Consider the following 16802-nt stretch of genomic DNA (forward strand, 5'->3'; position numbering starts at 1 on the left):
CTTGTTGTCACCGTGCCGAAATTGCCTGCAACCGAAGTGTCAGCGACGATCCAGTGTCGCGCCGGTCAACAAGCCGCGTGCCAGCATGCTGCACTGGCGCCGGTACAACAGCAGTTGCCACTGGCGGCCACCGAGTTGCCGCCACAGCACGGCTGAGCGCATCGCGGCGAGCAGGTTGGTACGGACCTTTTCCACCACCAGCGGGATTTGCAGTTGCTGCGGATTGCCGCTGACCATCACGCGTGGAGTGAGCAGTGAAAGCGTCGATGCATACAGCTCGGCCAGCCGGCTGTGGACCTGGCTGGAGTCCGGGCCGAAATGCTCGACCTGACGCTGCGCGGCCACGATGCCTTGCTGCAGTTTTGCGAGCAGCTCTGGCCGCGCGGCCAGACTGCGCTCCAGGCGCATCACGGTAACCGTCATGCGAGTCACCGCCATATCTCGGCCGGTTTCGTCGAGTTGGGCGATCAGTGTGCGCAAGCCCAGTCGCACATTCGAGGTGTCGCCATATACCGCGACTACAGACGGTGCGTCGATGCGGAATACGCTGGCCACGCTGGCTTCCATCGCGCCGTCGTCGCAACGTCCGTCATTGGCCAGTTGCTGGGCCAGTGTGCAGGCCTGGAACAAGCCGGCGAGTGCGAGCACGCGCTCTTCGGTCATGGAGAAAGTTTCAAACACAGCGTGAAAACACTCTTGCGGGGAATGAGGAGAATCAGACGGAAGGCAGCAGGCCGCCATAGGCAGCGTCGGTGGCAGCGATGACAGCGCCGCCGAGGCAGACCTCTCCATCGTAGAGCACCAGCGACTGTCCGGGGGTGACTGCACGTTGGGTGTCGTCGAAGCTTACGTCAAGGCCGTTGTCAGTGACGGTGACGGTGCAAGACTGGTCGGTCTGGCGATAACGGGTGCGGGCGGTGCAGCGGAAGTGGGTAGCGGGGGCGATTCCATCGACCCAGGTGGGTGCTTCGGACTGCAGCCGGCGCGAATGCAGCCAGCGGCTTTCGCCGCCCTGCGCCACAAACAGCACGTTCGCCGCCACATCCTTGCCGACCACGTACCACGGCTCACTGCTGGCACCATGACGACCGCCGATGCCCAGCCCGTTGCGCTGGCCCAGGGTGTAGTACATCACGCCCTCGTGCTCGCCGATCAGTTCACCATCCGGGCTGCGCATTTCGCCGCGACGGGCGGGAATGTACTGCGACAGAAAACCACGGAAGTCGCGCTCACCGATGAAGCAGATGCCGGTGGAGTCTTTCTTGGCGTGGGTGGGCAGGTTCGCTTCGCGAGCCAGTTCGCGCACGCGTGGCTTTTCGATTCCGCCCAACGGAAACAGGGTGGCAGCCAATGGTTTTTGGCCCAGTGCGTGCAGGAAGTAACTCTGATCCTTGGCTGCGTCGACGGCACGCAGCAGACGATAGCGACCGTCCCTGCAGTCGACCCGGGCGTAGTGGCCCGTAGCGATTTTTTCCGCGCCCAGGGCGTGAGCTTCATCGAGGAAGGTCTTGAACTTGATCTCGCGATTGCACAGTACGTCGGGGTTGGGCGTGCGGCCGGCGCGATACTCGGCGAGGAAATGCTCGAACACGCCATCCCAATACTCGCCGGCGAAATTGCGCGCATGAAACGGGATGCCCAGTCGTCCGCACACCGCCACGGCGTCCTTGCGGTCGGCATCGGTGGTGCAGGGGCCGGAGCGTTCGTCCTCCTCCCAGTTCTGCATGAACAGGCCTTCGACCTGGTGGCCGGCGCGCAGCAGCAGCAGGGCGGCCACCGAGGAATCGACGCCGCCGGAAATGCCCAGCATCACCTTCACGCCGCTGCGCCTTCAGTCAGGTGGCTGAGGCAGTTCAGCGGCAAGCGCTGCCCACCCAGCCACAGGTCGATGCTTTGCAGGATCATCGGGCTGCGCAGGCGATCACCCAGTGCGGCAATCTCGGCACGGGTCAGCCACAACGCGCGGGCGATGTCGCTGTCCAGTGGGCGCTTCGGGTCGTGGCTCACCGCTTCGGCGGCAAAGCTGAAGCGCACCACCGCGTCGCCGTGTTCGGTGCTGCGCCACTGGTGCACCCCGATCAGATGCTTCAGTTCCACCGTCCAGCCGGTTTCTTCCAGGGTCTCGCGCTGTGCGGCTGCCAGCAAGGTTTCGCCGTCATCCAGATGGCCGGCTGGCTGGTTATAGACCAACCGCCCGCTGACCTCTTCCTCGACCATCAGAAAACGATCACCCATGGCCACCACGCAAGCGACGGTGACGTGCGGGCGCCAAATTTCACTGCGGGAACGGGAAGCGGTCATCAACACGAATGCGGGGGTGGAAAAGTGGCCATTGTGCCATCACCTCTGCTCACGCACCGTTGCGGAGAGACAGATCCACTGCGGCGTATACTTCGTAGCTGAGAATAGACACTGACAAACATGGCCCACGAACCTGAACATGAGCACGACAGCGGCCGCGGACTGGCGCTGGAGACGGCAAAGCCTGAAGTGGCGCGACCACCGCTATTCCAGGTGCTGTTGCTGAACGATGATTTCACCCCGATGGACTTCGTGGTCGAGGTGCTGCGTAGCTTTTTCAACCTTGACCAGGAGCAGGCGGTACAGGTAATGCTGCACGTACATACCCGCGGTCGCGGTGTTTGCGGTGTATTTACGCGTGAAGTGGCCGAAACAAAGGTAACCCACGTCAACGAATACGCACGCACCCATCAGCATCCGTTGTTGTGCACTATGGAAAAGCTCTGAGCAACCCCATTACGTGCTCATTGCGGCGTTGAAGGCCGCTCCCACTGCAAGGCAGGAGATGATCCGCATGTTCAGCAAGGATCTGGAAGTCACCATCGGCCACTGTTACAAACAGGCCCGCGAACAGCGGCATGAGTTCATGACGGTCGAGCACTTGCTGCTGGCCCTCACTGAAAACCAGTCGGCGGTAGGCGCGCTGCGCGCCTGTGGCGTCGATCTGCCGCGGTTGTCGGCTGATCTGCAGCGCATCATTGGCGAAACCGTACCGGTGTTGCCGGCCGGCGATGAGCGCGATACGCAACCCACGCTGGGTTTCCAGCGCGTGCTGCAGCGGGCCGTTTACCATGTGCAATCCTCGGGGCGGAAGGAAGTCACCGGCGCCAACGTGCTGGTGGCGATCTTCGGCGAGAAGGACTCGCACGCGGTGTATTTCATGCATCAGCAGGAAATCACCCGGCTCGACGTGGTCAATTACATCTCGCACGGTATCGCCAAGATCGGCGACGAGCCGGCCGCCGGCGTGTCCAGTGGCGAGCGCGAAGGCGAGGAGGGCGGTGAGCCCAAGGGCAATCCGCTGCACGAATTTGCCAGCAACCTCAACGAACTGGCCCTGGAAGGCAAGATCGATCCGCTGATCGGCCGTGCCGACGAGATCGAGCGCACCATCCAGGTGTTGTGTCGCCGGCGCAAGAACAATCCCCTGTACGTGGGCGAAGCCGGCGTGGGCAAGACCGCGCTGGCCGAAGGTCTGGCCAAGCGCATCGTCGATGGCGAGGTGCCTGAAGTGCTGGAGAGCGCCACGATCTGGTCGCTCGATCTGGGCTCGCTAGTCGCCGGTACCAAATATCGCGGCGATTTCGAGAAGCGCCTGAAAGGCGTGATCGCCCAGTTGAAGAAGCAACCGGGCGCGATCCTGTTCATCGATGAAATCCACACCATCATCGGTGCCGGTTCGGCTTCGGGCGGCACCATGGATGCCTCGAACCTGATCAAGCCAATGCTCGCCTCGGGTGAGTTGCGCTGCATTGGTTCGACCACGTTCCAGGAATACCGTGGCGTGTTCGAGAAGGACCGTGCGCTGGCCCGCCGTTTCCAGAAGATCGACGTGGTCGAGCCGACGGTTGCCGACAGTATCGAGATCCTCAAGGGCCTGCGCTCGCGCTTCGAAGAGCATCACCACGTTGCCTATACCAACGAGGCGCTGAAGGCGGCGGTCGACCTGTCGGTGAAGCACATTCCTGACCGCTTGCTGCCGGACAAGGCCATCGACGTGATCGACGAGGCTGGTGCACGTCAGCGGTTGCTGCCCGTTGATCAACGCACCGGCACGGTGGATGTCAGCGAGGTCGAGTACATCGTGGCCAAGATGGCGCGCATTCCGGCCAAGCAGGTTTCGGCCTCCGATCGCGACGTGCTGCGGAATCTGGAACGCAATCTGAAAATGGTGGTGTTTGGTCAGGACCCGGCGATCGAGGCGCTGGCCGCATCGATCAAGATGGCCCGCTCGGGTCTGGCCGATCCGTCCAAGCCGATCGGCTGCTTCCTGCTTGCTGGCCCCACTGGTGTGGGCAAGACCGAGGTGACCAAGCAACTGGCGATGCAGCTGGGCATCGAAATGATCCGCTTCGACATGTCCGAATACATGGAAGGCCACTCGGTTTCGCGGCTGGTCGGTGCGCCTCCGGGCTATGTCGGTTTCGACCAGGGTGGCCTGTTGACCGAGGCGGTGGTCAAGCACCCGCACGCGGTATTGCTGCTGGACGAGATAGAGAAGGCGCACCCGGATGTTTTCAACATCCTGCTGCAAGTGATGGATCGCGGCGTGCTGACCGACACCAACGGTCGCGAGGCGAACTTCAAGAACGTGGTGGTAGTGATGACCACCAATGCCGGTGCGGCGATTGCTTCGCGGCGCAGCATGGGTTTCGTCGAGCAGAAGCACGAGTCCGATGCGATGGAAGTGATTCGGCGCATCTTCACACCGGAGTTCCGCAACCGGCTGGACGCGATCATCCAGTTCGGTGCGCTGGATTTCGAGCACATCCTGCGCGTGGTCGACAAGTTCCTGATCGAACTGGAAAGCCAGTTGACCGAGAAGCGGGTGAGCCTGGACGTGGATGCCGATGCGCGGCGCTGGCTGGCCGAGCATGGCTTCGATCCGCAGATGGGCGCCCGCCCGATGGCGCGGGTCATTCAGGAAAAGGTCAAGCGTGCACTGGCTGACGAACTGCTGTTCGGCAAGTTGGCCGACGGTGGCGTGGTTCGCTTGAGCGTGGTCGACGGCGAGCTGAAGGTCGACTGCAAGGCGGCCGAGCAGTTGCCGGTGGTGGTCGAATAGCGCGGGTTGCCCGGATTACGGGCAAAGCAAAGGCGGCGCAGGCGCCGCCTTTGTCATGTATGCACTTCACCACGTGTCTGTTGCGCCGAATGGCGCGTGCCGACGTGCCGCTTACTTCATGCGGTAAGTGATGCGTCCCTTGCTCAGGTCGTACGGGGTCATTTCAATCTTGACCTTGTCGCCCGTGAGAATGCGGATGTAGTGCTTGCGCATACGGCCGGAAATGTGGGCAATGATGACATGCCCGTTCTCCAGCTGTACGCGAAACATGGTGTTGGGCAGGGTCTCCTGGACCGTGCCTTCCATTTCGATGACGTCGTCTTTGGCCATGTGTTCCGAGGTTCACGCGCAGCCGTCATGGCCGCGTAAGCCGACGATTATGTCACGAATGAGCCGCTGGTTAAAGAAACATCACAAGCCAGCCAGCCCCCTGTGGGTCAGGCGAAATGCTCGTCCAGCTTGCGCCGGATCTCCTGCTCGACCATGCCCTTGAGCGGCGCCAGCATCAGGCCCAGCTCGGCCTTGACGTGGATGACGTCGCTGTCGACCGCAATCGAGCCGTTGACACCGGAGCGTGTGAACAAAAGTGTGTTGTCCTGCCAGCGTCCGTCGATCCCAAATTTTTCGCGCATGCGCGCGGCCACTTTGTCGACCACCGAGCGAGCTTCGTTGATGGAGAGCTGGTGGGGGCGGCGAATATCAATCGTGGGCATGGCGGGTTCCAGTGTTTTTGACGGGATATGGAAGGGCATCTTAGCGGCATGAATCGGCATGGTAGAGTTCCGCGATCCATCGACCGGTTTGTGCATGCGTATCGAATTTCCCCATGTGGCCCGTGAAGATTTTCGCTGGGCGCAGGCGTTGTTGCGTATCGGCAGCGCCCCCGACAATGATCTGGTACTGGCTTCCGGCCAGGCCGCGCCGGAGCATTTGCGCATCCACCAGGACCGTCGCGGCTGGGTACTGCAGGTTGTCCCGTCAGCCGATCGCATTTACGTCAATGCGCGGCCAGTGCGCGAGCAAGCGTTGTTGCGTGCCGGCGACGTGGTCAGCGTTGGCGATTGTCGGCTGCTGTTGCGTGCCGACGAAGACCCCGTGCAACGCCCGCCACTGCAGGTTTCCGAAGAGGGGCGCGGCACGGTGGCTTTGCGTGCCGTGGCCGGACCGCTCTCGGGACGGGTTTGGTCGTTGCTGGGCAACCTGGAACTCGGTGCGCCGGGCGGCGTTCCGCTGGAGCTGCCGCAAGGCGATGTGGTGGTACTGCGAATCGGCTGGGAAGCCGGGCAATTGTGTCTGGAAGCCGTTCGCCCGTGTGAGCGCCATCCGCTGCGGGTCAACGGGGCATGTGTGGATAAACTTGCGCTGCAGCCCGGCGACCAGGTCGGCGTGGCCATGCACCGCTTCGTCATTGACGGCCCGGGCATGAGGCCGGAGCCGGAGTTGTTGATACCCGAATCATGGTCGCAGCCGTTACCAGAGGAGTCGGCCGGTCCGAGCAGCGAGGTGTGGTGGCTGATTGTCACTGCTGCAGTGTTGGCATTGGGTATTGCGCTGGTGCTGCTGATCCGTTTCTAGCCGGTCATTCCGGGGCGCCCGTTGCGGTAGTTGACCATGCCATGCTGCGCCGCGGCATAATGCGGGTACCACCTTCTTCAGGATGCGGGCGCAAGTGAACAGAGTCTGGAACTTCAGTGCCGGTCCGGCAGCGTTGCCGCCGGCCGTCCTTGAGCGTGCACAACGCGAGTTGCTCGACTGGAACGGCAGCGGCGCATCGGTGATGGAACAGTCGCATCGCGGCAAGCGATTCATCGCGATGGCCGAGCAGGCAGAAGCCGACCTGCGTGCCTTGATGGACATTCCAGCGGACTACGCAGTGCTGTTTTTGCAGGGCGGTGCGACCCAGCATTTCGCGCAGATTCCGATGAACCTCGCCGGTCCCGGTGACAGCGCCGACTATATTGTCAGCGGACATTGGAGTGCCAAGGCCGTCAGCGAAGCGGGCCCTTACCTGCACGTCAACGTGGCAGCCAGCAGTGTTGCAGACGATTACCTGATGCTGCCGGCGCGCGACAACTGGCAGCTCGATCCGAACGCGGCCTACGTGCACTACACGCCGAACGAGACGATTCATGGCGTCGAGTTTCACGAGGTACCCGAGGTCGGTGCGGTGCCGCTGGTGGCCGACCTGTCCTCGAATATCCTGTCCGAGCCGCTCGACGTGAACCGGTTTGGACTGATCTACGCAGGCGCGCAGAAGAACATCGGCCCGTCGGGGTTGGTGGTCATGATCATCCGTCGCGACCTGTTGCAGCGTGCCGGTCGGCCGATGGCGAAGATTTTTCGCTACGCCGAGCACGCTGCCGCCGGCTCCATGCTCAATACCCCGAACACCTGGGGCTGGTATCTGTCCGGGCTGACCTTCCAATGGCTATTGGGGCAGGGTGGCCTGGAGGCGATGGCCAAACTCAATCATGCAAAGGCCGATGCGCTGTATCAGGCCATCGATGGTTCGGGCGGCTATTACCGCAATCCCATCGATCTGGCAGCACGTTCGCGCATGAACGTGCGCTTTGAACTGCATGATACGGCACTGGATGCGGCCTTCCTGCAGGAGACCGAGGCGGCTGGCTTGCTTGCGCTGAAAGGTCACAAGGCGCTGGGTGGCATGCGCGCGTCGCTGTACAACGCAGTACCACTGGCTGCGGTCGAGGCGCTGGTCGAATTCATGCGTGACTTTGCGCGTCGGCACGGTTGACCGCGCAATAGTTGAAGTTTTCAGGCAGGATGCAGGCTTACCTTTTGGACGTCCATCAAAACGGACGTCCATCCATCCAGGCAATCATCGCATGACCGATTCAAGCGCTATCGATCCCCAGACCCCGTTGAGCGAGATGCGCGAGCGCATCGACAGCATTGACCGGCAGATCCAGCAGCTTATTTCCGAGCGCGCCAATCACGCGCGCACCGTGGCCAAGGTCAAGGGTGAAGGGCTTTCGGCGATTGACTACTACCGCCCGGAGCGGGAAGCGCATGTCTTGCGCATGGTGGTGGATCGCAACCATGGTCCGTTGTCCGACACCGAAGTGGTGCGCCTGTTCCGCGAAATCATGTCCTCGTGCCTGGCGCAGGAAGACCCGCTGAAGATCGGATTCCTGGGGCCGGAAGGCACCTTCAGCGAGCAGGCCGTGCGCAAGCATTTCGGTCATGCCGCCTATGGCTTGCCGCTGGGCAGTATCGAAGAGGTTTTCCAGGAAGTGGCGGCTGGCCATGCTGACTTCGGCGTGGTGCCGGTGGAAAATTCCGGGCAGGGCATGATCCAGATGACGCTGGACATGTTCCTCACCTCCGAGGCCACCATCTGCGGTGAAATCGAGTTGCGCGTGCACCAGTGTCTGCATTCGCGCAGTGGCAAGCTGGAAGACGTGCGTCGCGTGTACGCGCATGCGCAGTCGTTGCAACAGTGCAAAACGTGGCTGCGCATCAATTTGCCGAATGTTGAGTGCGTTGCTGTATCGAGCAATGCCGAGGCAGCGCGACTGGCCGTGCATGCCGACGATGTGGCGGCGATTGCCGGAGAGACGGCGGGCAAGGTCTATCGACTGAAAACCGTGGCCAGGGGTATCGAGGATCGCGCCGACAACACCACACGCTTCCTGGTGATTGGGCGCTCGCTGTTCCCGCCTTCAGGCAATGACCGCACCTCGTTGCTGATCACCGTGAACGATAAGCCAGGTGCCTTGTACGACGTGCTCAGTCCGTTTGCCAAGCACGGCGTCAGCCTGAACCGCATCGAGTCGCGACCGGCGCACACCGGTAAGTGGCAGTACGCGTTCTTCATCGACGTGTCCGGGCATATCGACGAAGGTTCGTTGCGTGCAGCGGTGCAGGACATTGGCGAATCGACGGCGACCGTGCGCGTGCTCGGTTCCTATCCGGTGGCGTTGCCTTGAGCGGGCAACGGGACTGGAGCAGCCGTCCGGGTGGCGCGCTGCATGGCAGTTTGCAGGTGCCGGGCGACAAGTCGGTGTCCCATCGCGCGTTGATGCTGGCTTCGATCGCCGAAGGCAGTTCGCGCATTCGCGGGTTCCTTGAAGGCGAAGATACCCGCGCCACTGCCGCGGTGTTGACCCAGTTGGGCGTGCGGATCGAGACGCCGTCGTCCGGCGAACGGCTGGTGCACGGCGTGGGCCTGCATGGCCTTCGCGGCACGACGCAGCCGCTGGATTGCGGCAACGCGGGCACCGGCATGCGTTTGCTGGCGGGTTTGCTGGCGGGGCAGGCGTTCGACAGTCGTCTGATGGGTGACGCCTCCCTGTCGAAACGTCCGATGCGTCGGGTGACGGAGCCGCTCGCTTCGATGGGCGCACGCATCGATACGCGTGACGGCCTGCCGCCGCTGGATATTCACGGTGGCCAACCGTTGCGCGGCATCCGTTACGAGTTGCCGGTGGCCAGCGCCCAGGTGAAGTCGGCGCTGCTGCTGGCTGGGCTGTATGCGGCAGGTGAAACCGAGATCATCGAACCGCATCCGACCCGTGATTACACCGAACGCATGCTCGCTGCGTTCGGCTGGCCCGTCGTCTTTTCGCCGGGTCACGCCACCCTTGAAGGTGGCCATGCACTACGCGCCACCGACGTCGATGTGCCGGCCGACTTTTCCTCGGCCGCGTTTTTCCTCGTTGCAGCCAGCATCGTTCCGGGTTCTGAACTGCGTCTACAGAGCGTCGGGCTCAATCCGCGTCGTACCGGTTTGCTGCAAGCGCTGCAGTTGATGGGGGCCGATATCACGATCGAACGTGAGCGTGAGGCAGGTGGCGAACCGGTCGGTGACCTGTTGGTACGTCATGCCCCGCTGCACGGCATCGAGTTACCCGAGGCGATCGTGCCGGACATGATCGACGAGTTGCCCGTGTTGTTCATCGCGGCGGCCGTCGCCAGTGGCCGCACGATCATTCGCGGAGCGGCCGAGCTGCGGGTGAAAGAGTCTGATCGCATCGCAACCATGGCCACCGGGTTGCGCGCGCTGGGTGCGCAGATCGAGGAAACTCCCGATGGGGCGATCATCCAGGGTGGTCGACTCGGTGGTGGCGTCATTGAAACCCATCTCGACCATCGCATCGCGATGAGCTTTGCGGTCGCCGGGCTGGTGGCTGCGGCGCCGGTTCGAATCAACGATTGCGGCCATGTCGCGACATCGTTCCCGGGCTTTCTGGCGTTGGCCAATGGTTGCGGCTTCAAGCTGGGCGATGCCGGCTGAGCCGTCGCCGCCGCAGCATGTATCTTGGCGGCAACCTTGAGTCCGTTATTGAAGGCATTGTCCATGTCGAACATCGTCGCTCCGTTCATTGTCGCCATTCCCGCCCGATTTGGTTCAACCCGCCTGCCGGGCAAGCCACTGCGCGAAATCGGTGGCGTACCGATGGTGGTTAGGGTGGCCCACCGTGCGCTGCAGGCCGGCGCCGTCCAGGTGGTAGTGGCGGTGGATGATCAGCGCATTGCCGATGCGCTGGCGGGGCAGCCCGGCATCGAGATCTGCATGACCCGTACAGACCATGCTTCCGGCAGCGACCGGCTAGCCGAGTGTGCGCAGCACTACGGCTGGAGTAATGACAGCATCGTGGTCAACCTGCAGGGTGACGAGCCATTTGCACCCGCAGCGGGGATTCGTGCGGTAGCGCAAGCACTGGTCGATGACGATGCGCCGATGGCAACACTGGCCACGGCCATTGTCGATGCAGAGGAACTGTTCGACCCCAATGCGGTGAAGTTGGTGTGCGCCGTTGGCGGTCGTGCGCTTTATTTCAGTCGCGCGCCGATGCCATGGGCACGTGATGCGTTTGCTGGTGATCGCACGGTGCTGCCAGCTGGCCTGCCGTTTCTGCGGCATATCGGCATCTACGCCTATCGCGCCGGCTTCCTCGATCGCTATACGCGCTTGTCGCGCACGCCGCTGGAGCAGATCGAATCGCTGGAGCAGTTGCGCGTGCTTGAACACGGTCACGCGATCGCCGTGCGGCTGACCCCCGAGCCGTTCCCGCCAGGGATCGACACCGAGGCCGATCTGATTCGTGCCGAGCAATGGTTGAGCGCGAGGCACTGAGCCACCATATCGGGCGCGTCGCCATCTAGAATCGAGCCATGCAACCCGCGCAACTCCCACCGTTCGACGGCAAGGCCTTCGTCCGCACGCTCACTTCCGCGCCGGGCGTCTATCGTCACTTCGACGCTGCCGGCGAACTGCTTTACGTGGGCAAGGCGGGCAACCTCAAGAAGCGGGTCAGCAGTTATTTCCTGAAGCCGCGGATGGAACCGCGCATCGCCGCGATGGTGGCGCAGATTGCCCGCGTCGAAATCACCGTAACGCGCACCGAGGGCGAAGCGCTGCTGCTGGAATCACAGCTGATCAAGTCGCTGAAGCCGCGTTACAACATCCTGCTGCGCGACGACAAAAGCTATCCCTACATCTACCTGTCCACTGGCGAGGACTATCCGCGGCTGGCCTTCCACCGCGGCGCGAAGAATTTGCCGGGGCGTTATTTCGGGCCGTATCCAAGTACCTATGCGGTGCGCGAAAGCCTCAGCCTGATGCAGAAGTTGTTCAAGGTACGCCAATGTGAGGACAGCTATTTCCGCAACCGTACGCGGCCGTGCCTGCAATACCAGATCGGCCGCTGCAGCGCGCCCTGCGTCGGCTTGATCAGTGTCGAGGACTATCGCAACGACGTGCGCCATGCCGAGATGTTCCTGGAAGGGCGCAGCAACGCGGTGATCGACGAACTGGCCGAGGCGATGGAGCAGGCCAGCCATGCGCTGCAATTCGAGCGTGCCGCGAAACTGCGCGATCAAGTGGCGGCAATGCGCCAACTGCAGGCACAGCATCATGTGCAAGGCGCCAGCGCCGACATGGACGTGATTGCCTGCCGGATCGAAGCGGGCATGGCCTGTGTCAGCGTGCTGTTCTTCCGTGACGGCATCAGCCTGGGCACGCGCGAGTTCTTTCCGCGACTGCCACTGGATGCCGAGCCGGCGGATGTGCTGGCGCAATTCATCGCGCAGTACTACCTCGACCGGCCGGTGCCGCGTGAACTGATTCTCGGCGAGGTGCTGGCCGACCGCGAGATCCTCGCCGAATTGCTGAGCCAGCATGCCGGTCGCGCGGTGGAACTGAAATCCAGTGTGCGCGGCGACCGTGCGCAGTTCCTGCAGATGGCCGAGCGCAATGCACAAGCCTCGCTGACGGCGCGTCTGGCCAGTCGCCAGACCCTGGGCGCACGATTCGACGATCTACAGAAAGTATTGGGTCTGGAAGCACCTCCTCGTCGCATCGAGTGTTTCGACATAAGCCACACGATGGGCGAACTCACGGTGGCCTCATGCGTGGTGTTTGGTGCAGAAGGGCCGGAGAAGTCGCACTACCGGCGCTTCAATATTGCCGGCATCACCCCGGGCGACGATTACGCGGCGATGCATCAGGCGCTGACTCGACGCTTCCGCAAGGTTGCCGAAGGTGAGGGCGCGCGGCCGGACGTGTTGTTGATTGATGGCGGTGGCGGGCAGGTGGCGCAGGCGCTCGACGTATTGCGCGAACTTGGCGTCAACGGAATACAGGTCATTGGCGTGGCGAAAGGGCCGGGCCGGCGAGCGGGCGAGGAAACGCTGGTGTTGGCGGACACGGGGCGCGAACTGCACCCGGGCTCGGCGTCACCGGCACTGCACCTGGTGGCGGCGGTGCGTGACGAGGCTCATCGTTTCGCCATCAGTGGTCATCGCAAACGTCGTGAGAAGGCGCGCGAGCACAGCGTGCTGGAAGACGTGCCAGGTGTGGGGGCAAGGCGGCGCTCGGCGCTGCTGAAGGCGTTTGGCGGCATGCAGGGCGTCGAAGGTGCCGGTGTCGAGGAGTTGATGCAGGTAAGAGGCATTGACCGTGGGCTCGCTGAACGGATCTACGCCAGCCTGCATGGCTGAATTGCGGCAAACCTTCGACTCGGCAAGCGCGTGCTGGCGTGCGAAACTGCAGCAAATTCTCGGGATAACTCATGCGCATCAACCTGCCGACCTGGCTGACCCTGTTTCGCGTGGCACTGTTGCCGGTGATGGTGGTGGTTTTTTATCTGCCGTTCCCCGGTCACAACATCACCGCGGCCATCGTGTTCGTGCTGGCCGCGTTTACCGACTGGCTGGATGGTTACCTGGCGCGAAGGATGAATCTCACCTCGGCGTTCGGTGCTTTCCTCGATCCGGTGGCTGACAAGTTGATGGTGGCGGTGACCCTGTTCCTGCTGGTGGAGGCGCACCGTGGTGGATGGCCGGGTGTGCTGATGGCGGTGACGGCAGCAATTATTGTCGGTCGCGAAATCAGCGTTTCCGCCTTGCGCGAGTGGATGGCTGAAATCGGCATGCGCGCGACGGTCAAGGTTGCGTTCATCGGCAAGCTCAAGACGGTGATGCAGATGGTTGCGCTGGTGGTGCTGATCGTGCAGCACGAGAAGGCTGCCGAGGCACTGCGGCTGTACCACATTGGCGAAGCTTTGCTGGTGATTGCCGGCATACTCACCATCTGGTCTGGCCTCAGTTATCTGCGCGCCGCGTGGCCGATTCTCAGTGGCGAGACACCGCAGCCGCGGCCGGTCGAAAGGGACGATATCTGAGCGTCCCTCGATCTTGGTATCGATCCGGGCTTGACGATCGGCATTCACGTATTAGAATGCGCGGCTCCAATGCGGGAATAGCTCAGTTGGTAGAGCACGACCTTGCCAAGGTCGGGGTCGCGAGTTCGAGTCTCGTTTCCCGCTCCAGTTCAAAGACAGGGCCCTGACATGTTCGGGGCCTTGTTGTATCGGAACCAGGATGAATCTCGTCAGGAATATGTTGTCGAGGCTATTCACAAGTCACTTCGTTCTGGTATGATTCCGGGCTCAGATGCGGGAATAGCTCAGTTGGTAGAGCACGACCTTGCCAAGGTCGGGGTCGCGAGTTCGAGTCTCGTTTCCCGCTCCAGTTTCAACGCAGAACCTCGGCTTTCCGGGGTTTTGTTTTTTAGAGACAAGCTGCGATCATCATGGTCGCGCTCACGAAGCAATGGCCTGGTGGCAGAGTGGTCATGCAGCGGACTGCAAATCCGCGTACGCCGGTTCGATTCCGACCTAGGCCTCCATTGCAATCAACGACTTAGCGCCTATATGGCGCTTTTTCTTTGCCTGTAATCCGGCGATTGTGGTACAAAATCGGGCGCTTGCCACCCGTTTTTGGGTGGCAAACTCGCGTTAGCTTCTCAATTATCCGTGTACGGGGGTTTTCGATGGCCATGAAACGGCGGCGTGGTGACGCCTGGCATTACACGGTGAAGCGGGCGGGGTTGTTGCCGCGACCGTTGTATTTGAGTTTCACGGATGAGGCGGAGGGCGATGAGTATGTGCGCCGGGTGGAAGCGTTGCTGGATCGCGGCGTGGTGCCCGATGAGTTCGGGGCGAAGCGTGAGTTGCGCCCGACGCTGCGCGATGGCGTGCGGCGGTATCTGGCGGGGCAGCATGTGGCGGCGGATGATCCGAAGGTGTTGGGCGTAGTGTTACAGCGATTGCCGATGGATATGCGTCTGGCCGAGTTGTCGTTTACGTGGGCGACGCGCTGGGTGGGTGAGTTGAAGCGCAAGCAGAATCTGGCACCGTCGACGATTCGCAAGCATGTGGGCGCGTTGTCGCGTTGTCTGGACTGGCTGGCTGGGCATGGTGATGTGCCGTTCAACGCGTTGCGCTCGCTGCCGAAGGGCTACGCGAGTTACACGCCGGATGATGCGGCGGCCGTCGCGCAGGTGGAGGGCGTGGCGAAGGATGATGTTGAGCGCGATCGGCGGCTGGAGCTGGGCGAGGAAGCGCGGATCCGTGCGGTGCTGGACGGCATGCGGCCGGATGATCGGCAACGAGCGCTGGAGTTGCGTGAGGCGGACGCGCTGCGGCTGCTGTTTGAGATGGCGCTGGAGTCGGCGATGCGGATGCGCGAGATGTTCACGTTGTCGGTCGATCAGGTCGACTTGAAGCGTCGCACGATCTTCCTGGACAAGACGAAGAATGGAAGCAAGCGCCAGGTGCCGATCACGACTGTGTTGCGGACGCAGTTGGCGGTACGGTTGAAGAGTGCGGAGCCCGGTGAGCTGGTGTTTCCGTGGTGGGATGGCGACGCCCGCCTGCCGAGCTTGCGGCGGACCACGTCGCTGCTGTCACGGCAGTTTGCGCGGGTGTTCAGCGCGGCGAAATGCGAGGGGCTGCACTTTCATGATCTTCGGCATGAGGCGACCAGCCGTCTGTTTGAGCGGACGAAGCTGAGCGATCTGGAAATTGCCAAGATAACGGGACATAAAAGCCTGGCGCAGCTGGCGCGGTATGCGAACCTGCGCGGGTCCAACTTGGCGGCTCGGCTGTGGTAACTGCTTGGGCATAGCTGCTGCTGCCCGGCGGATCATTCGCCGCCGTTATTTCGTGGACTCAACAGGCGCGGAAGTGCGCGGCGAAGACCGTCGAGCACCCGCGACCAGCCGATGCCAGCGTGCCACTCCGCGCCGTTGACCACGGCGCGGTAGCTATCGATGCGCCGCGTTCGGAATAGCTCGATCGTGTGGATAGTCGGCTCGGCGTCGTCGAAGTCTTCGATCGTGATACGGCGGCGGAGAAGTGGCGGCTGCCATGTGGGCGGGCGCTGATCTCCGGGCGCGATGTCGGGGCGGTGGCGATCGCGCCTGGCTTGGTACTTCCGTGTGCGTCGGTACATGACAGACCTTCAGCGGTTCGGATAATGAGGGTTAGACCTTACAAGGAACACCTCTCCATGGTCGTAAAGAAAAAGCGTGAAGGTTTTGGCCTTGAAATGAAAACGTTCGAGGGTGAGGACGGTAATTCGTACTTGGTCTTTCGTACTGGCACAGGCTCCTTCCATGTGTTCATGGAGGTCGAGGCTAAAGAGGCTGCGCGTCAGTGCGGAGCCACTTCCGGCAAGAACACTCGTGGTATGTGGTCGGATGTCTGGCGCGGCGGTAAGGTCTAACATCTCATCCAAGCGGACGGCTGCGCCGCCGCTTAATTCCAGCGTTAGGCGTCACTTGTAGCGTTCGGCGTAGGTGCCGTCTTCTAACCACTTCATTCGCTTCGTCGCCCTGCTCAGCGCAGCACCGGGAGTAGCGCACTTGTTCGGCATCCCGCAGAACTCGTGTCTCACGCCTTTGTGTGTAATTGCAAAGCGCCACGGGTATGGGTGCACTAGATCGCCGTAATCGTCACGGATCAGTTCAATTGAGGTTGCGCGTTCGTCTTTCATTTGAGTTCCCGTAGGTGCCGCCTAACACTGCGGTCAAGCGGACCGGCGAAAAGCCGCCGGCCGCTTACCTCAAGGGTTAGGCCGCTGTGGCGGTTCCTCCGTCAGACGCCAGTCTGTTTTGCTACTGTCCATGAGTTTCGCGGCGGTCTTTCGATTTACAAAGCAACAACCGCATTGCGGGCAAACGACCTGATCGGCGCCTTCAAAGACTTTCTGGGCCGCTTGCTGGCAGCCAAGACAGTAGTCCACTTGAGGGCTGTTATCACCGCCTGCCAACCCGAATAATTTCATCAACTTTTTTAACATGCGTTTTCTCCAAGTTCTTGGCATAGCGGCCTAACACGTAGGTCGAGCGGACGGCTTTCAGCCGCCGCTCACCACAGGGTTAGGCCGCTCAATGATGTATTCGGGA

General features: G+C 62.0%; 18 protein-coding genes and 3 tRNA genes. 14 read left to right on the top strand and 7 right to left on the bottom strand.

Annotation, left to right across the window (positions count from 1 at the left end; translation table 11 throughout):
* Nucleotides 1-39: 39 nt before the first annotated feature.
* Genes hflD through PY254_RS10340 form a run of 3 tightly spaced genes read right to left on the bottom strand, consistent with a single transcriptional unit; the run spans nucleotide 40 to nucleotide 2301 of the window.
* The gene (gene hflD, locus PY254_RS10330; RefSeq protein WP_281011962.1) at nucleotides 40-663 is read right to left on the bottom strand and encodes a high frequency lysogenization protein HflD; all 624 of its coding nucleotides are present in this window, start codon (nucleotides 661-663) and stop codon (nucleotides 40-42) included.
* A 52-nt stretch (nucleotides 664-715) separates the two neighbouring features.
* Complete coding sequence (mnmA, locus tag PY254_RS10335; RefSeq protein ID WP_281011963.1) at nucleotides 716-1819, bottom strand: tRNA 2-thiouridine(34) synthase MnmA; 1104 nt, start codon at nucleotides 1817-1819, stop codon at nucleotides 716-718.
* On the bottom strand, nucleotides 1816-2301 hold the full coding sequence (locus PY254_RS10340; RefSeq protein WP_281011965.1) for an NUDIX hydrolase: 486 nt from the start codon (nucleotides 2299-2301) through the stop codon (nucleotides 1816-1818). The genes mnmA and PY254_RS10340 overlap by 4 nt, the downstream gene beginning before the upstream one ends.
* Before the next feature lie 120 nt (nucleotides 2302-2421).
* On the opposite strand from PY254_RS10340, the gene clpS reads away from it, so the two are divergent.
* Entirely contained in the window at nucleotides 2422-2748 is a 327-nt protein-coding gene (clpS, locus tag PY254_RS10345; RefSeq protein WP_281011966.1) for an ATP-dependent Clp protease adapter ClpS, read from the top strand.
* A 67-nt stretch (nucleotides 2749-2815) separates the two neighbouring features.
* Entirely contained in the window at nucleotides 2816-5086 is a 2271-nt protein-coding gene (gene clpA / locus PY254_RS10350) for an ATP-dependent Clp protease ATP-binding subunit ClpA (RefSeq protein WP_281011967.1), read from the top strand.
* Nucleotides 5087-5197: 111 nt separating this feature from the next.
* On the opposite strand, the gene infA is transcribed toward clpA, so the two are convergent.
* Complete coding sequence (gene infA / locus PY254_RS10355; RefSeq protein ID WP_007508585.1) at nucleotides 5198-5416, bottom strand: translation initiation factor IF-1; 219 nt, start codon at nucleotides 5414-5416, stop codon at nucleotides 5198-5200.
* Between the two features lie 107 nt (nucleotides 5417-5523).
* Complete coding sequence (locus PY254_RS10360; protein ID WP_345781837.1) at nucleotides 5524-5799, bottom strand: polyhydroxyalkanoic acid system family protein; 276 nt, start codon at nucleotides 5797-5799, stop codon at nucleotides 5524-5526.
* A 94-nt stretch (nucleotides 5800-5893) separates the two neighbouring features.
* Here PY254_RS10360 and PY254_RS10365 point away from each other — a divergent pair, with 94 nt between their 5' ends.
* The 11 genes from PY254_RS10365 (at nucleotide 5894) to PY254_RS10415 (ending at nucleotide 15506) form a co-directional block, all read left to right on the top strand.
* Nucleotides 5894-6661: an FHA domain-containing protein gene (locus tag PY254_RS10365; RefSeq protein WP_281015205.1), complete on the top strand. Its 768-nt coding sequence runs from the start codon at nucleotides 5894-5896 to the stop codon at nucleotides 6659-6661.
* A 94-nt stretch (nucleotides 6662-6755) separates the two neighbouring features.
* Nucleotides 6756-7841 carry a 3-phosphoserine/phosphohydroxythreonine transaminase gene (gene serC / locus PY254_RS10370; RefSeq protein ID WP_281011969.1) on the top strand — a complete coding sequence of 362 codons (1086 nt, stop codon included), beginning with the start codon at nucleotides 6756-6758 and terminating at the stop codon, nucleotides 7839-7841.
* Nucleotides 7842-7932: 91 nt separating this feature from the next.
* Nucleotides 7933-9036: a prephenate dehydratase gene (gene pheA, locus PY254_RS10375; RefSeq protein WP_281011970.1), complete on the top strand. Its 1104-nt coding sequence runs from the start codon at nucleotides 7933-7935 to the stop codon at nucleotides 9034-9036.
* Complete coding sequence (aroA, locus tag PY254_RS10380; RefSeq protein WP_281011971.1) at nucleotides 9033-10343, top strand: 3-phosphoshikimate 1-carboxyvinyltransferase; 1311 nt, start codon at nucleotides 9033-9035, stop codon at nucleotides 10341-10343. The genes pheA and aroA overlap by 4 nt, the downstream gene beginning before the upstream one ends.
* A 63-nt stretch (nucleotides 10344-10406) precedes the next feature.
* Nucleotides 10407-11186: a 3-deoxy-manno-octulosonate cytidylyltransferase gene (kdsB, locus tag PY254_RS10385; protein ID WP_281011972.1), complete on the top strand. Its 780-nt coding sequence runs from the start codon at nucleotides 10407-10409 to the stop codon at nucleotides 11184-11186.
* A gap of 38 nt (nucleotides 11187-11224) precedes the next feature.
* Nucleotides 11225-13051, top strand: coding sequence for an excinuclease ABC subunit UvrC (uvrC, locus tag PY254_RS10390; protein WP_281011973.1), 1827 nt, complete (start codon nucleotides 11225-11227; stop codon nucleotides 13049-13051).
* A 71-nt stretch (nucleotides 13052-13122) separates the two neighbouring features.
* Nucleotides 13123-13734: a CDP-diacylglycerol--glycerol-3-phosphate 3-phosphatidyltransferase gene (gene pgsA, locus PY254_RS10395; RefSeq protein ID WP_281011974.1), complete on the top strand. Its 612-nt coding sequence runs from the start codon at nucleotides 13123-13125 to the stop codon at nucleotides 13732-13734.
* A gap of 71 nt (nucleotides 13735-13805) precedes the next feature.
* Nucleotides 13806-13881: transfer RNA gene (locus PY254_RS10400), tRNA-Gly, on the top strand.
* 126 nt (nucleotides 13882-14007) lie between these two features.
* Nucleotides 14008-14083, top strand: a tRNA-Gly gene (locus PY254_RS10405).
* A gap of 83 nt (nucleotides 14084-14166) precedes the next feature.
* Nucleotides 14167-14240 (top strand) — tRNA-Cys (locus tag PY254_RS10410).
* Nucleotides 14241-14390: 150 nt separating this feature from the next.
* A complete protein-coding gene (locus tag PY254_RS10415; RefSeq protein WP_281011975.1) occupies nucleotides 14391-15506 on the top strand; it encodes a site-specific integrase in 1116 nt (371 codons plus the stop codon).
* 32 nt (nucleotides 15507-15538) lie between these two features.
* Here the strand turns inward: PY254_RS10415 and PY254_RS10420 are convergent, their stop codons facing one another.
* Nucleotides 15539-15847, bottom strand: coding sequence for a hypothetical protein (locus tag PY254_RS10420; protein ID WP_281011976.1), 309 nt, complete (start codon nucleotides 15845-15847; stop codon nucleotides 15539-15541).
* A gap of 57 nt (nucleotides 15848-15904) precedes the next feature.
* Between PY254_RS10420 and PY254_RS10425 the strand changes: the two genes are divergently transcribed.
* Nucleotides 15905-16120 (top strand): hypothetical protein, encoded by a 216-nt coding sequence (locus tag PY254_RS10425; protein WP_281011977.1) that lies wholly within the window; start codon nucleotides 15905-15907, stop codon nucleotides 16118-16120.
* 51 nt (nucleotides 16121-16171) lie between these two features.
* Here PY254_RS10425 and PY254_RS10430 read toward each other — a convergent pair whose 3' ends face one another.
* Nucleotides 16172-16390 (bottom strand): hypothetical protein, encoded by a 219-nt coding sequence (locus PY254_RS10430; RefSeq protein WP_281011978.1) that lies wholly within the window; start codon nucleotides 16388-16390, stop codon nucleotides 16172-16174.
* Between the last annotated feature and the right edge of the window lie 412 nt (nucleotides 16391-16802).

It is taken from the genome of Rhodanobacter sp. AS-Z3 (genome assembly GCF_029224025.1).
GTDB lineage: Bacteria > Pseudomonadota > Gammaproteobacteria > Xanthomonadales > Rhodanobacteraceae > Rhodanobacter.

Excerpts from the sequence above, each read along its gene's own strand:
- pheA (WP_281011970.1), top strand. The coding sequence starts at position 7,933 with ATGACCGATTCAAGCGCTATCGATCCCCAGACCCCGTTGAGCGAGATG.
- PY254_RS10430 (WP_281011978.1), bottom strand. The coding sequence starts at position 16,390 with ATGAAAGACGAACGCGCAACCTCAATTGAACTGATCCGTGACGATTAC.
- PY254_RS10425 (WP_281011977.1), top strand. The coding sequence starts at position 15,905 with ATGGTCGTAAAGAAAAAGCGTGAAGGTTTTGGCCTTGAAATGAAAACG.
- PY254_RS10365 (WP_281015205.1), top strand. The coding sequence starts at position 5,894 with ATGCGTATCGAATTTCCCCATGTGGCCCGTGAAGATTTTCGCTGGGCG.
- PY254_RS10420 (WP_281011976.1), bottom strand. The coding sequence starts at position 15,847 with ATGTACCGACGCACACGGAAGTACCAAGCCAGGCGCGATCGCCACCGC.
- kdsB (WP_281011972.1), top strand. The coding sequence starts at position 10,407 with ATGTCGAACATCGTCGCTCCGTTCATTGTCGCCATTCCCGCCCGATTT.
- uvrC (WP_281011973.1), top strand. The coding sequence starts at position 11,225 with ATGCAACCCGCGCAACTCCCACCGTTCGACGGCAAGGCCTTCGTCCGC.
- PY254_RS10415 (WP_281011975.1), top strand. The coding sequence starts at position 14,391 with ATGAAACGGCGGCGTGGTGACGCCTGGCATTACACGGTGAAGCGGGCG.
- clpS (WP_281011966.1), top strand. The coding sequence starts at position 2,422 with ATGGCCCACGAACCTGAACATGAGCACGACAGCGGCCGCGGACTGGCG.
- PY254_RS10340 (WP_281011965.1), bottom strand. The coding sequence starts at position 2,301 with ATGACCGCTTCCCGTTCCCGCAGTGAAATTTGGCGCCCGCACGTCACC.
- infA (WP_007508585.1), bottom strand. The coding sequence starts at position 5,416 with ATGGCCAAAGACGACGTCATCGAAATGGAAGGCACGGTCCAGGAGACC.
- hflD (WP_281011962.1), bottom strand. The coding sequence starts at position 663 with ATGACCGAAGAGCGCGTGCTCGCACTCGCCGGCTTGTTCCAGGCCTGC.
- clpA (WP_281011967.1), top strand. The coding sequence starts at position 2,816 with ATGTTCAGCAAGGATCTGGAAGTCACCATCGGCCACTGTTACAAACAG.
- PY254_RS10360 (WP_345781837.1), bottom strand. The coding sequence starts at position 5,799 with ATGCCCACGATTGATATTCGCCGCCCCCACCAGCTCTCCATCAACGAA.
- pgsA (WP_281011974.1), top strand. The coding sequence starts at position 13,123 with ATGCGCATCAACCTGCCGACCTGGCTGACCCTGTTTCGCGTGGCACTG.